Source organism: Hydrogenophaga sp. (genome assembly GCF_035481345.1).
Taxonomy (GTDB): domain Bacteria; phylum Pseudomonadota; class Gammaproteobacteria; order Burkholderiales; family Burkholderiaceae_C; genus Hydrogenophaga.
On sequence record NZ_DATIGV010000104.1, the window covers coordinates 1 to 17,314 of the forward strand.

General features: G+C 65.7%; 15 protein-coding genes. 12 read left to right on the forward strand and 3 right to left on the reverse strand.

Annotation, left to right across the window (positions count from 1 at the left end):
* The 4 genes from VLG41_RS11125 to VLG41_RS11140 form a co-directional block, all read left to right on the forward strand.
* Positions 1 to 301: N-6 DNA methylase (locus tag VLG41_RS11125; RefSeq protein ID WP_325349466.1), on the forward strand; the 301-nt coding region annotated here is incomplete at its 5' end.
* 104 nt (positions 302 to 405) lie between these two features.
* The gene (locus VLG41_RS11130) at positions 406 to 1,620 is read left to right on the forward strand and encodes a restriction endonuclease subunit S (protein WP_325349467.1); all 1,215 of its coding nucleotides are present in this window, start codon (positions 406 to 408) and stop codon (positions 1,618 to 1,620) included.
* Complete coding sequence (locus VLG41_RS11135; protein WP_325349468.1) at positions 1,617 to 4,928, forward strand: HsdR family type I site-specific deoxyribonuclease; 3,312 nt, start codon at positions 1,617 to 1,619, stop codon at positions 4,926 to 4,928. The genes VLG41_RS11130 and VLG41_RS11135 overlap by 4 nt, the downstream gene beginning before the upstream one ends.
* 2 nt (positions 4,929 to 4,930) lie before the next feature.
* Positions 4,931 to 5,677 carry a SprT family zinc-dependent metalloprotease gene (locus tag VLG41_RS11140; RefSeq protein ID WP_325349469.1) on the forward strand — a complete coding sequence of 249 codons (747 nt, stop codon included), beginning with the start codon at positions 4,931 to 4,933 and terminating at the stop codon, positions 5,675 to 5,677.
* Positions 5,678 to 6,350: 673 nt separating this feature from the next.
* Here VLG41_RS11140 and glmS read toward each other — a convergent pair.
* Positions 6,351 to 8,207, reverse strand: a complete 1,857-nt coding sequence (glmS, locus tag VLG41_RS11145; protein ID WP_325349470.1) for a glutamine--fructose-6-phosphate transaminase (isomerizing) — start codon at positions 8,205 to 8,207, stop codon at positions 6,351 to 6,353.
* A 136-nt stretch (positions 8,208 to 8,343) separates the two neighbouring features.
* On the opposite strand from glmS, the gene VLG41_RS11150 reads away from it, so the two are divergent.
* Positions 8,344 to 8,835: an Lrp/AsnC family transcriptional regulator gene (locus VLG41_RS11150; RefSeq protein WP_325349471.1), complete on the forward strand. Its 492-nt coding sequence runs from the start codon at positions 8,344 to 8,346 to the stop codon at positions 8,833 to 8,835.
* Positions 8,836 to 8,986: 151 nt separating this feature from the next.
* Positions 8,987 to 9,730 carry a DUF2726 domain-containing protein gene (locus tag VLG41_RS11155; RefSeq protein ID WP_325349472.1) on the forward strand — a complete coding sequence of 248 codons (744 nt, stop codon included), beginning with the start codon at positions 8,987 to 8,989 and terminating at the stop codon, positions 9,728 to 9,730.
* A 66-nt stretch (positions 9,731 to 9,796) separates the two neighbouring features.
* Here the strand turns inward: VLG41_RS11155 and glmU are convergent, their stop codons facing one another.
* Positions 9,797 to 11,197: a bifunctional UDP-N-acetylglucosamine diphosphorylase/glucosamine-1-phosphate N-acetyltransferase GlmU gene (glmU, locus tag VLG41_RS11160; protein ID WP_325349473.1), complete on the reverse strand. Its 1,401-nt coding sequence runs from the start codon at positions 11,195 to 11,197 to the stop codon at positions 9,797 to 9,799.
* On the opposite strand from glmU, the gene VLG41_RS11165 reads away from it, so the two are divergent.
* The 6 genes from VLG41_RS11165 (at position 11,196) to VLG41_RS11190 (ending at position 15,873) form a co-directional block, all read left to right on the forward strand.
* Complete coding sequence (locus tag VLG41_RS11165) at positions 11,196 to 12,104, forward strand: DUF6279 family lipoprotein (protein ID WP_325349474.1); 909 nt, start codon at positions 11,196 to 11,198, stop codon at positions 12,102 to 12,104. The genes glmU and VLG41_RS11165 overlap by 2 nt on opposite strands.
* 133 nt (positions 12,105 to 12,237) lie before the next feature.
* Positions 12,238 to 12,990 carry a GntR family transcriptional regulator gene (locus tag VLG41_RS11170; RefSeq protein ID WP_325349475.1) on the forward strand — a complete coding sequence of 251 codons (753 nt, stop codon included), beginning with the start codon at positions 12,238 to 12,240 and terminating at the stop codon, positions 12,988 to 12,990.
* Positions 12,987 to 13,790, forward strand: coding sequence for a transporter substrate-binding domain-containing protein (locus VLG41_RS11175; RefSeq protein WP_325349476.1), 804 nt, complete (start codon positions 12,987 to 12,989; stop codon positions 13,788 to 13,790). Before VLG41_RS11170 ends, VLG41_RS11175 begins: the two co-directional genes overlap by 4 nt.
* 32 nt (positions 13,791 to 13,822) lie before the next feature.
* Positions 13,823 to 14,494 carry an amino acid ABC transporter permease gene (locus VLG41_RS11180; protein WP_325349477.1) on the forward strand — a complete coding sequence of 224 codons (672 nt, stop codon included), beginning with the start codon at positions 13,823 to 13,825 and terminating at the stop codon, positions 14,492 to 14,494.
* The gene (locus tag VLG41_RS11185; protein ID WP_325349478.1) at positions 14,487 to 15,137 is read left to right on the forward strand and encodes an amino acid ABC transporter permease; all 651 of its coding nucleotides are present in this window, start codon (positions 14,487 to 14,489) and stop codon (positions 15,135 to 15,137) included. The genes VLG41_RS11180 and VLG41_RS11185 overlap by 8 nt, the downstream gene beginning before the upstream one ends.
* Positions 15,124 to 15,873 carry an amino acid ABC transporter ATP-binding protein gene (locus tag VLG41_RS11190; RefSeq protein ID WP_325349479.1) on the forward strand — a complete coding sequence of 250 codons (750 nt, stop codon included), beginning with the start codon at positions 15,124 to 15,126 and terminating at the stop codon, positions 15,871 to 15,873. The genes VLG41_RS11185 and VLG41_RS11190 overlap by 14 nt, the downstream gene beginning before the upstream one ends.
* A 90-nt stretch (positions 15,874 to 15,963) precedes the next feature.
* On the opposite strand, the gene VLG41_RS11195 is transcribed toward VLG41_RS11190, so the two are convergent.
* Positions 15,964 to 17,214, reverse strand: coding sequence for an SLC13 family permease (locus VLG41_RS11195; RefSeq protein ID WP_325349480.1), 1,251 nt, complete (start codon positions 17,212 to 17,214; stop codon positions 15,964 to 15,966).
* Positions 17,215 to 17,314: the final 100 nt, after the last annotated feature.

Consider the following 17,314-nt stretch of genomic DNA (forward strand, 5'->3'; position numbering starts at 1 on the left):
TGCCAGCCGTGACTTCGAAGCCGGCAAGAATCAGAACGTGCTGCGCGAAGTTGACCTTCAGCGCGTCGTGGATACGGTGCACTCGCGACATGGCGTCACCAAGTACGCCTACCTCGCCACCAGGGCAGAGATCGCGGAGAACGACTTCAACCTCAACATCCCGCGCTATGTGGACACCTTTGAGGACGAGAACGAGATCGACCTCATGGCCGTGCGTAGCGAGCGCGAGCAGCTTAAGGCCGAGCTTGCCATCCTAGATGCAAGGATGACTGAGTACCTGAAGGAGTTGGGCTATGAGTGAAGGTTACGAACGCTGCTTCTCTACCAAGTGTCCCAATTGGCAGAAAAGTCCCAACGGGCCCGCTACAACGATCAGCTCGTTGGGTGAAACGACGAGGGGTAGAGATGCTTCCTGATGGCTGGACACTCGAGCGTCTTGATTCCCTAGCGACTGTCGAGCGAGGGAGATTCTCTGCACGCCCGCGACACGACCCCAAGTACTTCGGTGGTGAGACACCGTTTGTTCAAACTGGAGATGTCGCAGGTGCGCAGTTGTACCTGCGTACACACAGCCAGACACTGAATGCATTGGGCCTGACCGTCAGTAAGGTGTTCGAAGAAGAAACGATCCTTCTCACAATTGCTGCAAACATCGGCGCTACGGCGATTACCAGGATACCTACTGCATGCCCGGACAGCGTCGTTGGAATCAGACCGCTGTCAGCGGCAACGGACCTGCTTTGGCTCAAGTACGCGCTTGCGTTCAGAAGAGAAGACCTTGAGGCTCAGGCCGGTCAGAACGCCCAGAAAAACATCAACCTCGAGGTGTTGAAGCCGCTCCGGATAGCCAAACCGCCCACCAAGGAGCAGAGGCGCATTGGCGAAACTTTGTCCACTTGGGACCATGCCATTCGGACCGCTGAGCAACTTGTTTCCGCTGGCCACAGGCAGTTGAAGGCGTTGCAACAGCAATTGCTCATTCAACCTGTGATGTCTGGCGAATGGGATCTGAGCGCGTTGAGCGAAGTCTCCGAGAGGATTCAGCGACGGGCGAATGAGGAAGAGGTCCTACCAGTTCTGATGATCTCGTCCGGTAGTGGCTTTGTACGCCAGGACGAGAAGTACAGCCGCTTCATGGCTGGAAAGAGCATTGAGAACTACATCGCTCTCGATCGTGGCGAGTTTGCCTACAACAAGGGCAACTCCAAGCTGTACGAGTTCGGCTGTGTATTCGCCCTTAGAGGCTACGAGCGCGGCCTAGTGCCCAATGTCTATGTCTGCTTCAAGCTGATGCCCAGCCTGAACGCGGCCTTCTACGAACACCTGTTTCGCGCTGACTACTTGCACGACCAACTCGGGGCACTCGTTAACACGGGAGTACGGAACAACGGATTGCTGAATATTCGACCGGCAGACTTCCTGGCTTGTCGGGTTCCGGTGCCACCGGTGGCGGCTCAGAACCAAATTGCCGAGGTGCTGACAACAGCTGCGAGGTATGTTGAATTGCGTGAGCGGGATCTCGATCTCCTCAAACTTGAGAAAGCCGCTCTCATGTCCCAGCTCCTGACCGGAAAGCGCCGCGTTAAGTTGCCCGCTGCCCAGACGGAAGCTCAAGCATGAACACCACGCCCAACTCCCGCGAGCAGTACAGCGCTCACCTGCCTGCGTTGCACCTGCATTGCAACTTGGGCTGGAACTTCCTGACCACAGAACAGGCGCTTACCTTGCGCGGCAGCACGCGCGAGGTGTTGCTCAAGGGTCGGCTGGTCGAGGTGTTGCAGACCCGCCGCTACGAATACAAGGGCGAGTGGTACCCGCTGTCGCCCAGCGGCATCGAGCAGATCGTGCGGGAGTTGTCGGCGCTCAGCCTGGCCGAAGGGCTCATGCCGGCCAACGAGCGCCTGTACGGCAAGCTGGCCCTGGGCATCACGGTCACCGAGTTCATGCCGGATGGAAAGAAGCACCAGCCCACCATTGCAGTGATCGACTGGACCGATCCTTCTTCGAACCGCTGGGACGTGACCGAGGAACTGGAGGTGCTGTCTGCGCAAGGCACACACCACCGGACGCCGGACGTGGTGGCCTACGTGAACGGTATCCCGCTGGTGGTGATCGAGGCCAAGCGCCCGGAGTCGGGCGGTGGCAGCCATCCTTCGAAGGCCATGGTGCAGGAAGGCATCAGCCAGCATCTGCGCAACCAGCGGCCAGACGAGATCCCCAACCTGTTTGCGTACGCCCAACTGCTGCTGTCCATCAGCCAGACCGAGGGGCGCTACGGCACCACCCACACCGCCGCCAAGTTCTGGGCCAAATGGCGAGAAGAAGAGTTCGATGACCCGCACCTGCAGGCCGTCAAGAACGCGCCATTGCGTCCGGACGTCCGTGCCGCGTTGTTTGAAGGCAAGCCTGCATCGCTCGCCACCTACTTCGACACGCTCTGGAGCGCGCCGATGCAGGCCACTGAGCAAGATCGGTTGCTGGTCAGCCTTCTGACGCCGTCCCGCCTGTTGGAGTTCCTGCGCGGCTACGTGCTCTTCGACCGCAAGGTCGGCAAGATCGTCGCTCGCTATCAGCAGTTCTTCGGTATCCGCGCACTGCTGTCGCGCATCAGCCAGAAGAAACCTGATTCGCAGGGCGGTGGCCGCGAGGGTGGTGTTGTCTGGCACACCACGGGCTCCGGCAAGAGCTTCACCATGGTGTTCTTGACCAAGGCCCTGCTGCTGGTCGAAAGCTTCAAGGAATGCCGCATCGTGGTGGTCACCGATCGCGTGGATCTTGAAACCCAGCTCTCGCGCAATTTCATGACGGGCGGGGCCTTCGGGTCGAGCATCGCCACGCAAAAGGATGGTGAGCGCAGCCGCACCCTGTCCGGTCGTGACCTGGCCCAGCGCATCGGCAAGGGGACCGAGCGGATCACCTTCACGCTTGTCCACAAGTTCAACACGGCGTCCAGGTTGCCCGAGTGCCGCAATGACTCGGCGGACATGATCGTGCTGGTCGACGAAGGACACCGAAGCCATGGCGGCGAGACCCATGAGCGGATGAAGAAGGCATTGCCGAAGGCTGCTTACATCGCCTTCACGGGCACACCGCTGCTCAAGGACGAGAAGACTTCCAACAAGTTCGGCCCCATCGTCCACGCCTACACCATGCAGCGTGCGGTGGAGGACGAAACCGTGGCACCACTGCTCTACGAAGAGCGCGTGCCGGAACTGGACATCAACGAAGAGGCCGTCAACCGCTGGTTCGACAAGATCACCAGCAACCTCAGTGATGCCCAGCGCAGCGATCTGAAGCGCAAGTTCGCAAAGAAAGGCGCGATCTATGGCGCCGCCAACCGCATCGAACTGATCGCCTGGGACATCGCAACCCACTTCAATGAGAACATCAAGAAGCTGGGCCTAGGTCTGAAGGGCCAAGTCGTCACCGACAGCAAACTGGATGCGATCCGCTACAAGAAGGCGTTGGACGAGGCAGGCTTGGTGACGAGCGCTGTCGTGATCTCGGCACCCGACACCCGTGAAGGCAACTCGGAAGTCGATGAGGACACGCTGCCTGAAGTCCAGAAGTGGTGGAAGCAGGCCATGGCCACTTGCGGCAATGACGCTGAAGCCTACGAGAAGCAGGTGATCGGTGACTTTGGCACTGACGGAGCGCCAGACCTGCTGATCGTCGTGGACAAGCTGCTGACGGGCTTCGATGAACCCCGCAACACGGTGCTGTACATCGACAAGCCGCTCAAGGGGCACAACCTGATCCAGGCGGTAGCGCGGGTGAACCGCTTGCACGATGCGAAGCGCTATGGCGTTCTGGTGGACTATCGCGGCATCCTGAAGGAGCTGGACACCGCCATTAGCGCCTATCAAGACCTGGAGTCGCGGACGCAAGGTGGGTTCGATGTTCAGGACCTCGAAGGGCTGTACCACCAGTTCAGCACCGAGTACAAGCGTCTGCCTGCGCTCCATGAGCAGCTGTGGTCCTTCTTCAGGTCGGTCACCAACAAGCTGGACCGCGAGCAGTACCGACAGGTGCTCGCCCCTCGCTTCGTGAAGGACGCCGACGGCACTGAGTTCGACGAGCGGCAGAAGCTGCGCGACGACTTCTACGATGCGCTCACCGCTTTCGGCCTGTGCCTTCAGACGGCACTGTCTTCGCGGAGCTTCTTTGAGGACAAGAGCTTCTCAGAGGAACTGATCACTCGCTACAAGAGCGACCTCCGCTTCTTCACCGAACTGCGCCAAACGGCTCGCCGGGATGCCATGGAGACGGTGGACTACAGCGTCTACGAAGAGCAGATCCGCAAGCTGGTCGACAAGCAGGTCATCGGCACCGAGGTGCGCGACCCCGAGGGCGTCTACCTGGTGCACCAGTTAGGCCAGGCCGAGAAGCCCGAGGACTGGTCGGAAGAGAGGACCCGCAATGAGACGGACATGATCCGGACGCGGCTGCGGAAGACCATCGAGCAAGAACTCGCTGAGGATCCGTACGCACAGAAGGTGTTCGGTGAGTTGCTGCGCCAGGCGATTGCCGAGGCGGAGGCAATGTTCGACCACCCGCTGAAACAGTACGCCTTGTTCAAGTCTTTCGAGGAACAGGTGGCGTCGCGTGCGACACCTGGCACACCGGACGAACTGGCCGCCAACCCGCATGCCAAAGCCTACTTTGGTGCCGTCCGCTTGGTGCTGGGTGAAGACAACTTCGCCGCTTTGGAGTCCCAGGCCATCGAGCGCTTGGTCCAGCAGTCCCTGGCCATCGACACCGTGGTCAAGGATGCGGTCGCTGAGAACTCGCTCAACCCCCAGAACATCGAGGCAGCGATCCGCAAGGGGCTGCTGCCACTGCTCTTTGGCAGCCTGGGCCTGGACAACGCCAAGCAAGTGGTGGAGCAAGTCATCCAGATCACCCGCATCGGCCTCAGCAAGGTTTGACCATGGAGACGTCGGGTTTTGATGGTCAGCACCGAGTGACGTACGGTGATGAGCAGATTGCTTTCACGTTGCGGCGGCAAACCACACGCGTCATTCCGCGGGTCGCCATCCACGTTGAGCCAGATGGACGCGTGCAGGTCGACGCGCCTCCGTCAACCCCGCTGGCCGATGTGCTGGCTGCGGTGCGCAAGCGCTCGCGCTGGATCAGTCAGCATGTTGCTGCTGCCAAGGAACGGATGGTGCATGTGCTGCCGCGCGAGTACGTGAGCGGGGAGTCCATCCACTACCTAGGCAAGCGCTATCGGCTCAAAGTCGTGGTTGAACCAGCGAGCGCCGCCGAGGCAAAGTTGCGTGGGGCCTTTGTGGTGGTGAATGTGCCTCGACATGACGTCGATCAGATCAGAGTATGTATTGACGCTTGGTACCGCAAACGGGCCCGGGAGGTCTTCGACGCTCGCCTCAAGGTCGTTGCCGAGCCATTGAGGTGGGTTCGCCAGTTGCCGTCGTTTCGCTTGCAGTTCATGACCCGCCAATGGGGCAGCTGCTCACCATCTGGCCGACTGACACTCAATCCGCGGCTGGTGGCTGCGCCGCGTGAAGCCATTGACTATGTGCTGCTTCACGAAATGTGCCACCTGAAGCATTACAACCATAGCAGCGCCTTCTACCGAACCTTGACGCTGTATCTGCCGGACTGGGGGCGCATCAAAGCGCGGTTAGATGACCAAGCGGACATCTTCCTTCGGTAAGAACCGTCTTCTTGATTTAGGCGGAGCGTAGGTGGCTGCGGTCTTTAAACGTTCGCGGCATAGCTCAGTGCGCCGCCCGCCGTACGAGCATGCACCTACAGGTCCAAGCATGACAGCAGCCGAAGGAGTGGACGTCACCAATCCACTTAATTTCATGCTGAACTTGTCACATAGCAGATCGAGCATTAGGTCGGCGCAGTGCTTTGTCAGCTGAGCATCGCTAAGCGGCCGTTCAAGCCAGCAGCGGAGGTCGGGCCAGATGTCAGCTTGCCAACTCCAACCGTGAGCTCGCCTGCCAGCCGCGATCGGCTCCTGTCGCTGCGCACCAGCCTCTCGCGTTCAGTGGTTGGCCTGAACTCAGCGCAAGCGCGCTGCGGGGACATCGAGCCAAATGTGATGGGGCGGCGGGCTGCACACTCGCCACGAGAGAAGGTGGTCGAACCGCAAGGTGTGGGTATCCCGGTGGCTGGGCGCATCGCAGCCAGCCGATCACACACGGGAAAGTGACCGTTGAATATGTAACCACCAGAATCGTTTAGTTACATTTGGCGGGACGTTCTCCGACAGACCTATTCTTTTCCGACAGACCTCATTTTTCGAGATCAGCTGGCCGATGGGCGGGCAACCACTTCGACGAACGTCATTCCCTGTCGTCAGCGGCGGCCCCCGACCCTCACTCCACCGTCACGCTCTTCGCCAGGTTCCTCGGCTTGTCCACGTCCGTGCCCTTGGCCAGCGCCGTGTGGTACGCCAGCAATTGCAGCGGCACCACGTGCAGGATGGGCGACAGCGCACCGTAGTGCTCGGGCATGCGGATGACGTGGATGCCCTCGCTGCTGGCGATGCGCGTGTCGGCGTCGGCGAGCACGTAGAGCACGCCGCCGCGCGCGCGCACCTCCTGCATGTTGCTCTTGAGCTTCTCCAGCAAGGCGTCGTTGGGTGCCACCGTGACGACGGGCATGGCCGCGGTCACCAGCGCCAGCGGGCCGTGCTTGAGTTCGCCCGCCGGATAGGCCTCGGCGTGGATGTAGCTGATCTCCTTCAGCTTGAGCGCGCCTTCGAGCGCGATGGGGTAGTGCAAGCCGCGCCCCAGGAAGAGCGCGTTGTCCATGCGCGCGAAGTCCTCGGCCCAGCTGATGACCTGCGGCTCCAGTGCCAGCACGGCCTGCAGGGCCACGGGCAGGTGGCGCATGCGCTTGAGGTGTTCGGCCTCCTCCTCGTCGCTCAGGTGGCCGCGCACCTGGGCCAGCGCCAGCGTGAGCAGGAACAGGCCCGCCAATTGCGTGGTGAAGGCCTTGGTGGAAGCCACACCGATCTCGACGCCCGCGCGCGTGATGTAGGCCAGCTTGCATTCACGCACCATGGCGCTGGTGGACACGTTGCAGATGGTCAGCGTTTCCTGCATGCCCAGGCTTTGCGCGTGGCGCAGCGCGGCCAGGGTGTCGGCGGTCTCGCCGCTCTGGCTGATCGTCACCACCAGCGTGCGCGGATCGGGCACGCTGGTGCGGTAGCGGTACTCGCTGGCCACCTCCACCTGCGTGGGAATCTTCGCGATGGATTCCATCCAGTACTTGGCGGTGCAGCCGCTGTAGTAGCTGGTGCCGCAGGCCAGGATGAGCACGCGGTCGACGTTCTTGAACACGCGGTGCGCGCCGTCGCCGAAGAGTTCGGGCGTCACGCCGGCCACGCCTTCGAGCGTGTCGGCAATGGCGCGCGGCTGCTCGAAGATCTCCTTCTGCATGTAATGGCGGTAGGGGCCCAGCTCGGCCGCGCCGCTGTGCGCGTGCACCGTGCGCACGGGGCGCTGTTGGGCGTCGAGCGAACGGCCGCCGGCACCGGTGATCCAGTAGCGGCCCATCTGCAGGTCCACCAGGTCGCCCTCTTCCAGGTAGACGATCTGGTCGGTGACGCCCGCCAGCGCCATGGCGTCGCTGGCCAGGAAGTGCTCGCCGCCCTCGGCGCCCACGCCCAGCACCAGTGGCGAGCCCGCGCGCGCGCCCACCACGCGGTGCGGTTCGTCCTTGTGGAACACGGCCAACGCATAGGCGCCATGCAGTTGCGCCACGGCGGCGGCGAGGGCCGCGAAGACATCGCCCTCATAGAGCGAATCGATGAGGTGGGCGATGACCTCGGTGTCGGTCTGGCTCTCGAACACGTAGCCCTTGGCCTGCAAGGCGGCGCGCAACTCGTCGTGGTTTTCGATGATGCCGTTGTGCACGAGCGCCACGCGCCCGGCCGAACCGCTCTGCGCCCCCGGTCCGTGGCTGAAGTGCGGGTGTGCGTTGTGCACCGCTGGCGCACCGTGCGTGGCCCAGCGCGTGTGCGCGATGCCGGTGCCGCTGGCGATGTGTTCGGCCTGCACCTGCTGGCCCAGTTCGGCCACGCGGGCCGTGCTGCGCGCGCGCTTCAGGCCATCGCTGTGGACGGCCACGCCGCACGAGTCATAGCCCCGGTACTCCAGCCGCTGCAGGCCCTGAACCAGCACGGGCACGATGTCGCGCCCCGAAACCCCCGCCACGATGCCGCACATGTGATCGCTCCTGAATGTGAAAGTGGGCGAATGCTAGTGAACACCAGATGAAATGAATGGTCAAATTTCATAGAAAATTGACCATTTCATTCTCCATCTGTGATAGAAGTCAAATAATTTCACAGACAGTCAAATAATGGAATCTTTCGAACTCGATGCGGTTGACCTGCGCCTGCTCGATCTTCTGCAGCAGGACGCCTCGCTCAGCAACCAGTCCCTGGCCGAGCGCGCCCACCTCTCGCCGCCTACCTGCCTGCGCCGCGTCAAGCGCCTGCGCGAGCGCGGGTTCATCGCGCGCGAGGTGGCGCTCCTGGACGCCGATCGCCTCGCGCCGCTGCTGGGCCACGGCCTCACCGCGGTGGTCGAGATCGGCCTGGAGCGCCAGGGCGCCGACGCGCTTGACGCCTTCGAGGCGCGCGCCGTGGCCGAGCCGCGCGTGCAGCAGTGCTACCGCGTGAGCCCCGGGCCCGATTTCGTGCTGATCGTGCGCTGTACGGACATGCCCGACTACCTGGCGCTGACCCAGCGGCTGTTCACAGGCGACGCCAACGTGCGAAACGTCAAGGGTTTCTTCAGCACCCGTTGCGCCAAGTTCCATCCCAGCCTGCCGCTCAGTCGATCGCTGTGACCGAACGGCTTAAATAGTCCCTTTGCCGAATAGCTAAACGCACACTTCTGCAAACGTTGGGGAGACGTGGTGTTGACGGGCCCCCAGGCCTGTTACAACCTCATACAATCGCCCGCTTGCTCAAAAAAGCGGCAGCTCTCCAGGAGGTTTCATGGACATGATGGTGATCGGATCGGTGATCGCCGCGGTGGTGCTGGTGCTGTGTGTCTGGCTCTACCTGCGGTTCATGCGATCGCAAGACGACGGCCGGGACGACCGCTTCGCGCCCGAGCGCATCCTCTCGACCGAGCAGGTGGCCATGCTCGACTACCTGCAGGACACCTTCCCTGGCCAGGTGGTGCTGCCCAACATCAACCTCGCCCAGATGCTGTCCGTGCGCCGGGCCGCGAGCAAGAAGGCCGCCAAGGAACGCCTGCGCGAGCACCGCGTCGACTTCGTGGTCTGCGCGCCCGACGGCCGCCCCATCTTCGCCTTCGACATCGAGCAGTACCACCTGAGCAACGCCGAGGCCAAGGCCCAGCGGGTGAAGGTGAAGAACCGCATCCTCAAGACCGCCGGCGTGCGCTTCGTGTTCCTGAAAAACGGCATCCACCGCATGCCCTCGCCGGCCGAGTTCCGCGAGCAGCTCAATCTGGTGGAACTGCCCAAGCCCAAGGCACCGACCACCAAGCCCGCCGACGACCGCGACAGCGTGATGCAGCAACTGGAAACGCAGATGTCGGGCTTCGACCACCAGTACGCGCGCTCGGGCTACCGCGACTCCGAGGTGCTGGGCCTGAGCGGCCTGATGGACCTGGAAGACGAGCTCAAGCCGCGCGAGCAGAAGCGCCGCAACGGCAGCAGCCCCGACAGCCGCTACGACGGCAGCTCGTTCGACGTGCGCGGCGGGCGCTGAAGCGGCGCGCAACGCACCCCACGCAAAAGGCCCCGCACGCGGGGCCTTTGTTCTGGCGGGACCGGATCAGTTGCCCTTCTTCGCCTTCTGCGGCCGCTGCCAGCCCGCGATGCTGGCCTGGCGCCCCCGTGCCACGGCCAGGGCGCCGGGCTCGGTGCTCTTGGTGATGGTGGAACCCGCGCCCACCGTGCCGCCCGCGCCGATGGTGACCGGCGCCACCAGCACGCAGTTGCTGCCCACGTGCACGTCGGCCTCGATCACGGTGCGGTGCTTGTTGGCGCCGTCGTAATTGGCGGTGATGCTGCCGGCCCCGTAGTTGACGCGCTCACCCACGGTGGCGTCGCCCAGGTAGGCCAGGTGGTTGGCCTTGGCGCCCGCGGCCATCGTGCTGTTCTTCACCTCGACGAAGTTGCCGATGTGCACCTCGGCGCCCAGGTCGGCACCGGGGCGCAGCCGCGCGAAGGGGCCCACCAGCGCGCCGGCGCCGACGCGCACGCCGGCCGCCTCACCGTCGATGTGGGTGAAGGGGTGGATCACCGCACCGGTTTCGATGCGCGCATTGGCGATGACGCAGTTGGCACCGATGCGCACGCCATCGCCGAGCTCGACGCGGCCCTCGAAGACGCAGTTGACGTCGATCTCGACGTCCTGACCGCACACGAGTTCGCCGCGCACGTCGAAGCGGGCCGGGTCGGCCAGGCGCACGCCGTCCACCATGAACCGATTCGCCAGCCGCAGTTGGTAGGCGCGCTCGAGTTCGGCCAGTTGCTGCGGGCTGTTCACACCGGCCACCTGCACGGCGTCGCTGATGCGGTGGGCCTTGACCGCGCAGCCGTCGGCCACGGCGAACTTCACCACGTCGGTCAGGTAGTACTCGGCCTGGGCGTTGCGGTTGTCCAGGCGCGCGAGCCAGGCACGCAGCAGGCGCGTGGGCACGGCCATGATGCCGCTGTAGATCTCGGTGATGGCGCGCTGCGCCTCGCTGGCGTCCTTGTGCTCGACGATGGCGCGCACCGCGCCACCGGGGTCGCGCACCACGCGGCCATAACCCGTGGGATCGGGCAGGTCCAGCGTGAGCAGCGCCAGGTGTTCCCCCGCGCTCAGGTCGATGAGCGCCTGCAGGGTCTCAGGGCGGGTCAGCGGCACGTCGCCCGAGAGCACCAGGGTCAGGCCGTCGTCGGCCAACACCGGCACCGCCTGCTGCACCGCGTGGCCGGTGCCCAGTTGCGGCTCCTGGCGCACGAAGCGCAACGCGGTGGCGGCGCTGGCCTTCAGCCCCGCTTCCACCTGCGCCGCGCCATGCCCCGTGATGACCACCACCGAGCGGGCCGATAACCCCGCGGCGCAATCGATCACGTGCTGCGCCAGCGCGCGCCCGCCCAGACGGTGCAACACTTTGGGCCGCTGGCTCTTCATGCGGGTGCCCTTGCCCGCGGCCATCACCACCACATCCACCGGTAACGACATGAACACCTCTTTCGCGTACACCCGACGCGGCCAGGGGGGCGGCGCCGGAACGCGGCGGATTATCGCCCGCGCCCTGCTGGTGCTCGCTCTGGCGGCGGTGCTGGCCGCCTGCACCGCCGCGCGCTTCGCCTACAACCAGGCGCCCCAGTTCAGCTACTGGTGGCTGGACAGCCACTTCGATTTCGACGACACGCAATCCGAACAGGTGCGCGGCGACATCGAGACCTTCTTCGCCTGGCACCGGCGGGAGGAGCTGCCCGCCGTGGCGGGCCTGCTGCGCCAGTGGCAGGCCATGGCGGCGCGCGACCTCACCGCGGCGGAGGTGTGCGCGCAGTTCGACACCGTGCGCGCGCGCCTCACCCTCACGGGCGAGCGGCTGATCGATCCCTTCGCACGCCTGGCCCCTCGGCTGGACTCCGCGCAACTGGAGCACCTGCAGCGCCGCCAGGCGCGCAGCAACGAAGAGTTCGAGCGCGACTTCCTGCGGGGCTCGCCCGAGCAGCGCCTGCAGCGCCGGCTGGACCAGGCGGTCTCTCGCAGCGAGATGTTCTACGGCTCGCTCAGCGAGGCGCAGCGGGGGCTGGTGCGCCGCTGGCTGGCCGAATCGCCCTGGGATGCCCAGCGCACCCAGGCCGAGCGCCAGCGCCGCCAGGCCGATCTGCTGCAGACCCTGCGCCGCATCCAGGCCGAGCCCGCTCAGGCCCGGCCCGCGCTGCAGGCCCACCTGCAGCGCCTGCAACACTCACCCACGCCGGGCTACCAGGCGCACAGCGACGCCGGCGTGCGCCACGGTTGCGCGCAGTTCGCGGCGCTGCACAACAGCACCACGCCCGAGCAGCGTCAGCGCGCCGTGCGCGAGCTGCAGTCCTACGAACGCGACATGGAAGTGCTCAGCGCCCAGCGCTGATCGCCGCGGCCCCATCAACACATTCTGGTGCGCGCCGCGCACCGCCGCGGCACGCGCGCGCACAAGGCGGGTGCATCAGGCTTGCATACAAGACTGATGTGGCCGTGGCACGGATCTGGCATGTGCACCGGCCATGGTCAGTTCCACCGACATCGCGCAACGCATCGTCGCCGCCATCCTGGCGCAGCGCCTGGCGCCCGGCACGCGCCTGGGCGAGCAGAACCTGTCGATGCTGTTCGACTGCAGCCGCACCCTGGTGCGCGAGGCCCTGGTGCGCCTGGCCGCGCGCGGCATCGTCACCGTCAGTTCGCGCCGCGGCTGGTACGTGGTGCAGCCCTCGCACGCGGAGGCGCGCGAGGCCTTCGAGGCACGCCGCGTCATCGAGACCGGCCTGATCCGCAGCAACGGCCACGTGGACAAGGCCGCCCTGAAGCGCCTGCGCCAGCACATCCGCCAGGAGCAGGCCGCCCTCAAGGGCGACGACGTGGGCCAGCGCAGCTACCTGCTGGGCGATTTCCACGTCTGCCTAGCCGAGTGCCTGGGCAACCAGTTGCTGGCCGAGACCCTGCGCGACTTCACCGCGCGCACCACGCTCATCGCCATGCTCTACCAGAGCACGCACGACGCGGTGCAGTCCTGCGCCGAGCACGTGCGGATCGTCGAGGCGCTGGAGCGCGGCGACGTGGCCGCGGCCGAGCGCCTGATGGAAACGCACATCGGCCAGGTGCAGGCCGCGCTGCGCCTGGGCGCACCGGCCGACCCGCTGGCCGATCTGCGCGAGGCCCTGGCGCCCGTGGGCGATGCCGCCCCCGCGGCCAAGGGTGCGCGCAAGCCCGGCCCCCCTTCTTCACCCGACCGCGAAACCTACCTAGGAGCCCTGTTATGAACCTCCCCCGCCGCACCCTTGGCCGCCTCGTCCTGCTCACCGCGGCCCTGGCCACCACCCTCGCCGCCGGCCACGCTCAGGCGCAGACCGCGCTCGATGGCGTGATGAAGGCCAAGCTCATCAAGATCGCCGTGCCCACCGACTTTCCTCCCTATGGCTTCGTCGGCATCGACCTCAAGCCCCAGGGCCTGGACGTGGACACGGCCAACCTCATCGCCAGCAAGCTCGGGGTGAAGGTGGAACTGGTGCCCGTGACCAGCGCCAACCGCATCCCTTATCTGCAGACGAAGAAGGCCGATCTGGTGATCTCCACGCTCGGCAGGAACCCGGAACGCGAAAAGGTCATCGACTTCACCGTCGCCTACTCGCCCTTCTTCCAGGCGGTGTACGGGCCCAAAGGCGCAGCGCTGGCCGACTTCAACGCGCTGGGCGGCAAGAGCATCGCCGTCACGCGCGGCGCCATCGAGGACCAGGAACTGAGCAAGGTCGCGCCGGCCAACACCGACATCAAGCGCTTCGAGGACAACAACGCCACGGTCTCGGCTTTCGTGTCGGGCCAGACGCAGTTCATCGCCACCGGCGTGTCGGTGGCCGACAACATGATCAAGCGCAACCCGGCCCTGGGCGCCGAGTACAAGCTGCTGCTCAAGGACAGCCCCAACTTCATCGGCGTGGCCAAGGGTGAGGACGCGCTGCGCACCAAGGTGAACGAGATCGTGCTCGCGGCCAAGAAGGCGGGCGAACTGGACGCGCTGGCGAAGAAGTGGCTGGGTCGCCCGACCGGCACCCTGCCCGAGTGACACCCTGAGTCCACGACCGGAGCCGATCCGACATGGGCATCGAACTCGACTTCTGGGCCGTGCTCGCGCAGTGGCCGCTGCTGCTCAAGGGCATGGCCTGGACGCTCGGGCTCACCGCCGTGTCGGCCGTGCTGGGCGTGGCGCTCGGCGTGGCGTGCGCCTGGGCGCGCACCGAAGGGCCGGCGCCGCTGGGCTGGCTGGCCGCCGCCTACGTGGAGCTGATCCGCAACACGCCCTTCATCGTGCAGCTCTTCTTCGTGTTCTTCGGCCTGCCGGCGGCGGGTGTGAAGCTCACGCCCGAACTCGCCTCGGTGATCGCCATGGTGGTGAACCTGGGCGCCTACGCGGCGGAGATCGTTCGCGCCGGCGTGGAGGCCACGCCACGCGGTCAGTTCGAGGCCGCGGCGAGCCTGGCGCTGTCGCGCGCGCAGACCTTCCTGCACGTGGTGCTGCCGCCTGCGCTGCGCAAGGTCTGGCCCGCGCTCACCAGCCAGATCATCATCGTGATGCTGGGCTCGGCCGTGTGCGGGCAGATCGCCACCGAGGAACTGAGCTACGCGGCCAACCTGATCCAGAGCCGCAACTTCCGCGCCTTCGAAGCCTTCATCGTGGCCACCGCGCTGTACCTGCTGCTGTCCATGGGCGTGCGCGCGTTGCTCAACTGGCTGGGCCCGCGTTTCATCTTCGGAGGCCGGCGTGGTTGACTTTTCGCTCTGGGACATCGTGCGCAACCTGCTGCTCGCGGCGCGCTGGACCGTCGCCCTCTCGCTGATCGCCTTCGTCGGCGGCGGGCTCGTGGGGCTCTTGCTGCTGGTGGCGCGCACGGCGCGGTGGCCCGGCGCCACCGCGTTCGTGAAAGCCTACGTCCAGCTCTTTCAGGGCACCCCCTTGCTGATGCAGCTCTTCCTCGCCTACTTCGGCCTGGCGTTGTTCGGCTTCGAGACTTCGGCCTGGGTCGCGGCCTCGCTCGCGCTCACGCTCTACACGAGCGCCTTCCTGGTGGAGATCTGGCGCGGCTGCGTGGAGGCCGTGCCCAAGGGCCAATGGGAAGCGGCGCAAAGCCTGGCGCTGAGCTTCGGCGAACAGCTGCGCCACGTCATCCTGCCGCAGGCGCGGCGCATCGCCATCGCCCCCACGGTGGGCTTCCTCGTGCAGGTCATCAAGGGCACGGCGCTGGCATCGGTGATCGGCTTCGTCGAGCTCACCAAGGCCGGCACCATGATCACCAACGCCACCTTCGCGCCCTTCCTCGTCTACAGCTGCGTGGCGCTGATGTACTTCGCGCTGTGCTTCCCCGTGAGCCTCTACGCCCGCGCGCTCGAAAGGAAACTGAATGTCCGCCGCTGAACCCCATGCCATCGTCGACATCGGCGCGCTGCGCAAGGCCTATGGCGCCAACGAGGTGCTCAAGGGCATCGACCTGAAGGTCAAGCGCGGCGAGGTGATTGCCATCATCGGCAAGAGCGGCTCGGGCAAGAGCACGCTGCTGCGTTGCATCAACGGTCTGGAGGTGTTCCAGTCGGGCACGCTCACGGTGGATGGCCAGCCGCTGCGGCACCAGGACGCCGCCGCCATGCGCGAGCTGCGCCAGCACGTGGGCATGATCTTCCAGAACTTCAATCTCTTCCCGCACTTGAGCGTGGGCCGCAACGTGATGCTGGCGCCCTCGCTCGTGAAGAAGGCGCAGGAAGCCCCGAACATCGAGCGCGCGAAGCAGTTGCTGGCGCGCGTGGGCCTGGCCGACAAGTTCGACGCCTACCCCGAGCAACTCTCGGGCGGGCAACAGCAGCGCGTGGCCATCGCGCGCGCCCTGGCCATGCAGCCCAGCGTGCTGCTGTGCGACGAGATCACCTCGGCACTCGACCCCGAGCTGGTGGGCGAGGTGCTGCAGGTGGTGGAGACCCTGGCCAACGAGGGCATGACCCTGCTGATGGTGACGCACGAGATGAATTTCGCCCGCAAGGTGAGCGACCGGGTGATCTTCATGCACCAGGGCCGCGTGCACGAGATGGGGCCGCCGGAGCAGTTGTTCGGCAGCCCCGAGACGCCGGAGCTCAAGCAGTTCCTGGCGTCGGTGCACTGAAAGAGAGAGAGTTTCGCCGCCGGGCCGCCCTAAGGCGAAACGCGCCCCCTGCGGGGGGCAGCGACCCGCGCAGCGGCGGAGCGTGGGGGCCTATGCACTCCAGCGCAACCAGATCCAGATCACGCCCAGCGACAGCAGCGTCACCGGCACGCCCACGGTGGCGTGCCGCTTCCAGTCGATGACGATGCCCTGGGCGCGCGCGAGGTCGGCCACGATGAGGTTGGCGATGGAGCCCACGAGCAGCAGGTTGCCCGCGAAGGTGGTCACCAGCGCCAGCAGAACGCCCGCGCCCGGCTCGCCCGACAGGTGCGGCAGCAGCAGCATCACCGCCGGCACGTTGGACACCAGGTTGGACAGCGCCACGCCCACCACCATCAGCGGGCCCGGGTCGGTGAGGTGCACCCCCTGCCCGGCCAGCCAGGCCACCGCCTGGGTCGCCAGGCCGGTCTGCTCGAAGGCGTGGTTCACCACGAACAAGCCCATGAACAGGATCAGCAGCGGCCAGTCCACCAGCTTCATGAACTCGGCCGACGCCAGCCGCCGGCTGAGCAGGAGCAGCGCCGCGCCCACCAGGGCCATCACCTCGTGCGGGCCGTCGCGGAACAGGAACAGGCCCATCAGCGCGCCCGCCACCACCAGGCCCTTGGTGGTTTGCCACAGGTCCAGCGGCGGGTCGTTCGAACGCCGGTCACTGGCCGGATAGGGTTCCACCGCCGCGTGCGGCACACACACCAGCCAGCCCCACAGCAGCACCAGGCTGATGAGCACGGGCACCAGGGCCGCGCGCGCGTAGCCCGCGAAGTCGAGCCGCAGCACCGAGCCGATCAGCATGTTCTGCGGGTTGCCGATGAGCGTGGCGGCCGAGCCGATGTTGGCCGCGCAGGCCAGGCCGATGAGAAAGGGCAGCGGGTTGGTGCCGCGGCGCAGGCACAGGCGCGCCACGATGGGCGTCATGGCCAGGCACACCACGTCGTTGGAGAACACGGCCGAGAGCACCGCGGCCACGGCGATGAGCGCGGCCAGCAGGGCGGCGTCTGGCAGCGGCAGCTCGCCCACGCGGCGCGTGACGGCGGCATAGAACCCGCCCAGGCGCATCTGCGCCGAGATGACCATGAAGGCGAACAGCAGCAGGATGGTGGGCAGGTCGATGGCCTCGGCCGCCTCGACCACGCCCATGCCCGAGATCGCGATCACCGCCACGGCGCCCAGCAGCGCCACGCCCGAGCGATCGAGCTTGAGGCGCGGCAGGCCGCCCAGGAACATGCCCAGATAGACGACGCCAAAGACGACGATGACGGCCCAGTCGGCGGCGGCGTGGATCAAGGGGTCGGTTGAGGACATGAATCACGCATCGTAGCGGCGGGCAGCAAAAAGCCGCCCGAAGGCGGCTTCCGGAAGGGCGGCGCCCGAGGACGGGCGGCGCGTTCAGGCCTGCAATGCG

Coding starts and splice junctions, on each gene's coding strand:
- VLG41_RS11130 (WP_325349467.1), top strand. CDS start 406: ATGCTTCCTGATGGCTGGACACTCGAGCGTCTTGATTCCCTAGCGACT.
- VLG41_RS11135 (WP_325349468.1), top strand. CDS start 1,617: ATGAACACCACGCCCAACTCCCGCGAGCAGTACAGCGCTCACCTGCCT.
- VLG41_RS11140 (WP_325349469.1), top strand. CDS start 4,931: ATGGAGACGTCGGGTTTTGATGGTCAGCACCGAGTGACGTACGGTGAT.
- glmS (WP_325349470.1), bottom strand. CDS start 8,207: ATGTGCGGCATCGTGGCGGGGGTTTCGGGGCGCGACATCGTGCCCGTG.
- VLG41_RS11150 (WP_325349471.1), top strand. CDS start 8,344: ATGGAATCTTTCGAACTCGATGCGGTTGACCTGCGCCTGCTCGATCTT.
- VLG41_RS11155 (WP_325349472.1), top strand. CDS start 8,987: ATGGACATGATGGTGATCGGATCGGTGATCGCCGCGGTGGTGCTGGTG.
- VLG41_RS11165 (WP_325349474.1), top strand. CDS start 11,196: ATGAACACCTCTTTCGCGTACACCCGACGCGGCCAGGGGGGCGGCGCC.
- glmU (WP_325349473.1), bottom strand. CDS start 11,197: ATGTCGTTACCGGTGGATGTGGTGGTGATGGCCGCGGGCAAGGGCACC.
- VLG41_RS11170 (WP_325349475.1), top strand. CDS start 12,238: ATGGTCAGTTCCACCGACATCGCGCAACGCATCGTCGCCGCCATCCTG.
- VLG41_RS11175 (WP_325349476.1), top strand. CDS start 12,987: ATGAACCTCCCCCGCCGCACCCTTGGCCGCCTCGTCCTGCTCACCGCG.
- VLG41_RS11180 (WP_325349477.1), top strand. CDS start 13,823: ATGGGCATCGAACTCGACTTCTGGGCCGTGCTCGCGCAGTGGCCGCTG.
- VLG41_RS11190 (WP_325349479.1), top strand. CDS start 15,124: ATGTCCGCCGCTGAACCCCATGCCATCGTCGACATCGGCGCGCTGCGC.
- VLG41_RS11195 (WP_325349480.1), bottom strand. CDS start 17,214: ATGTCCTCAACCGACCCCTTGATCCACGCCGCCGCCGACTGGGCCGTC.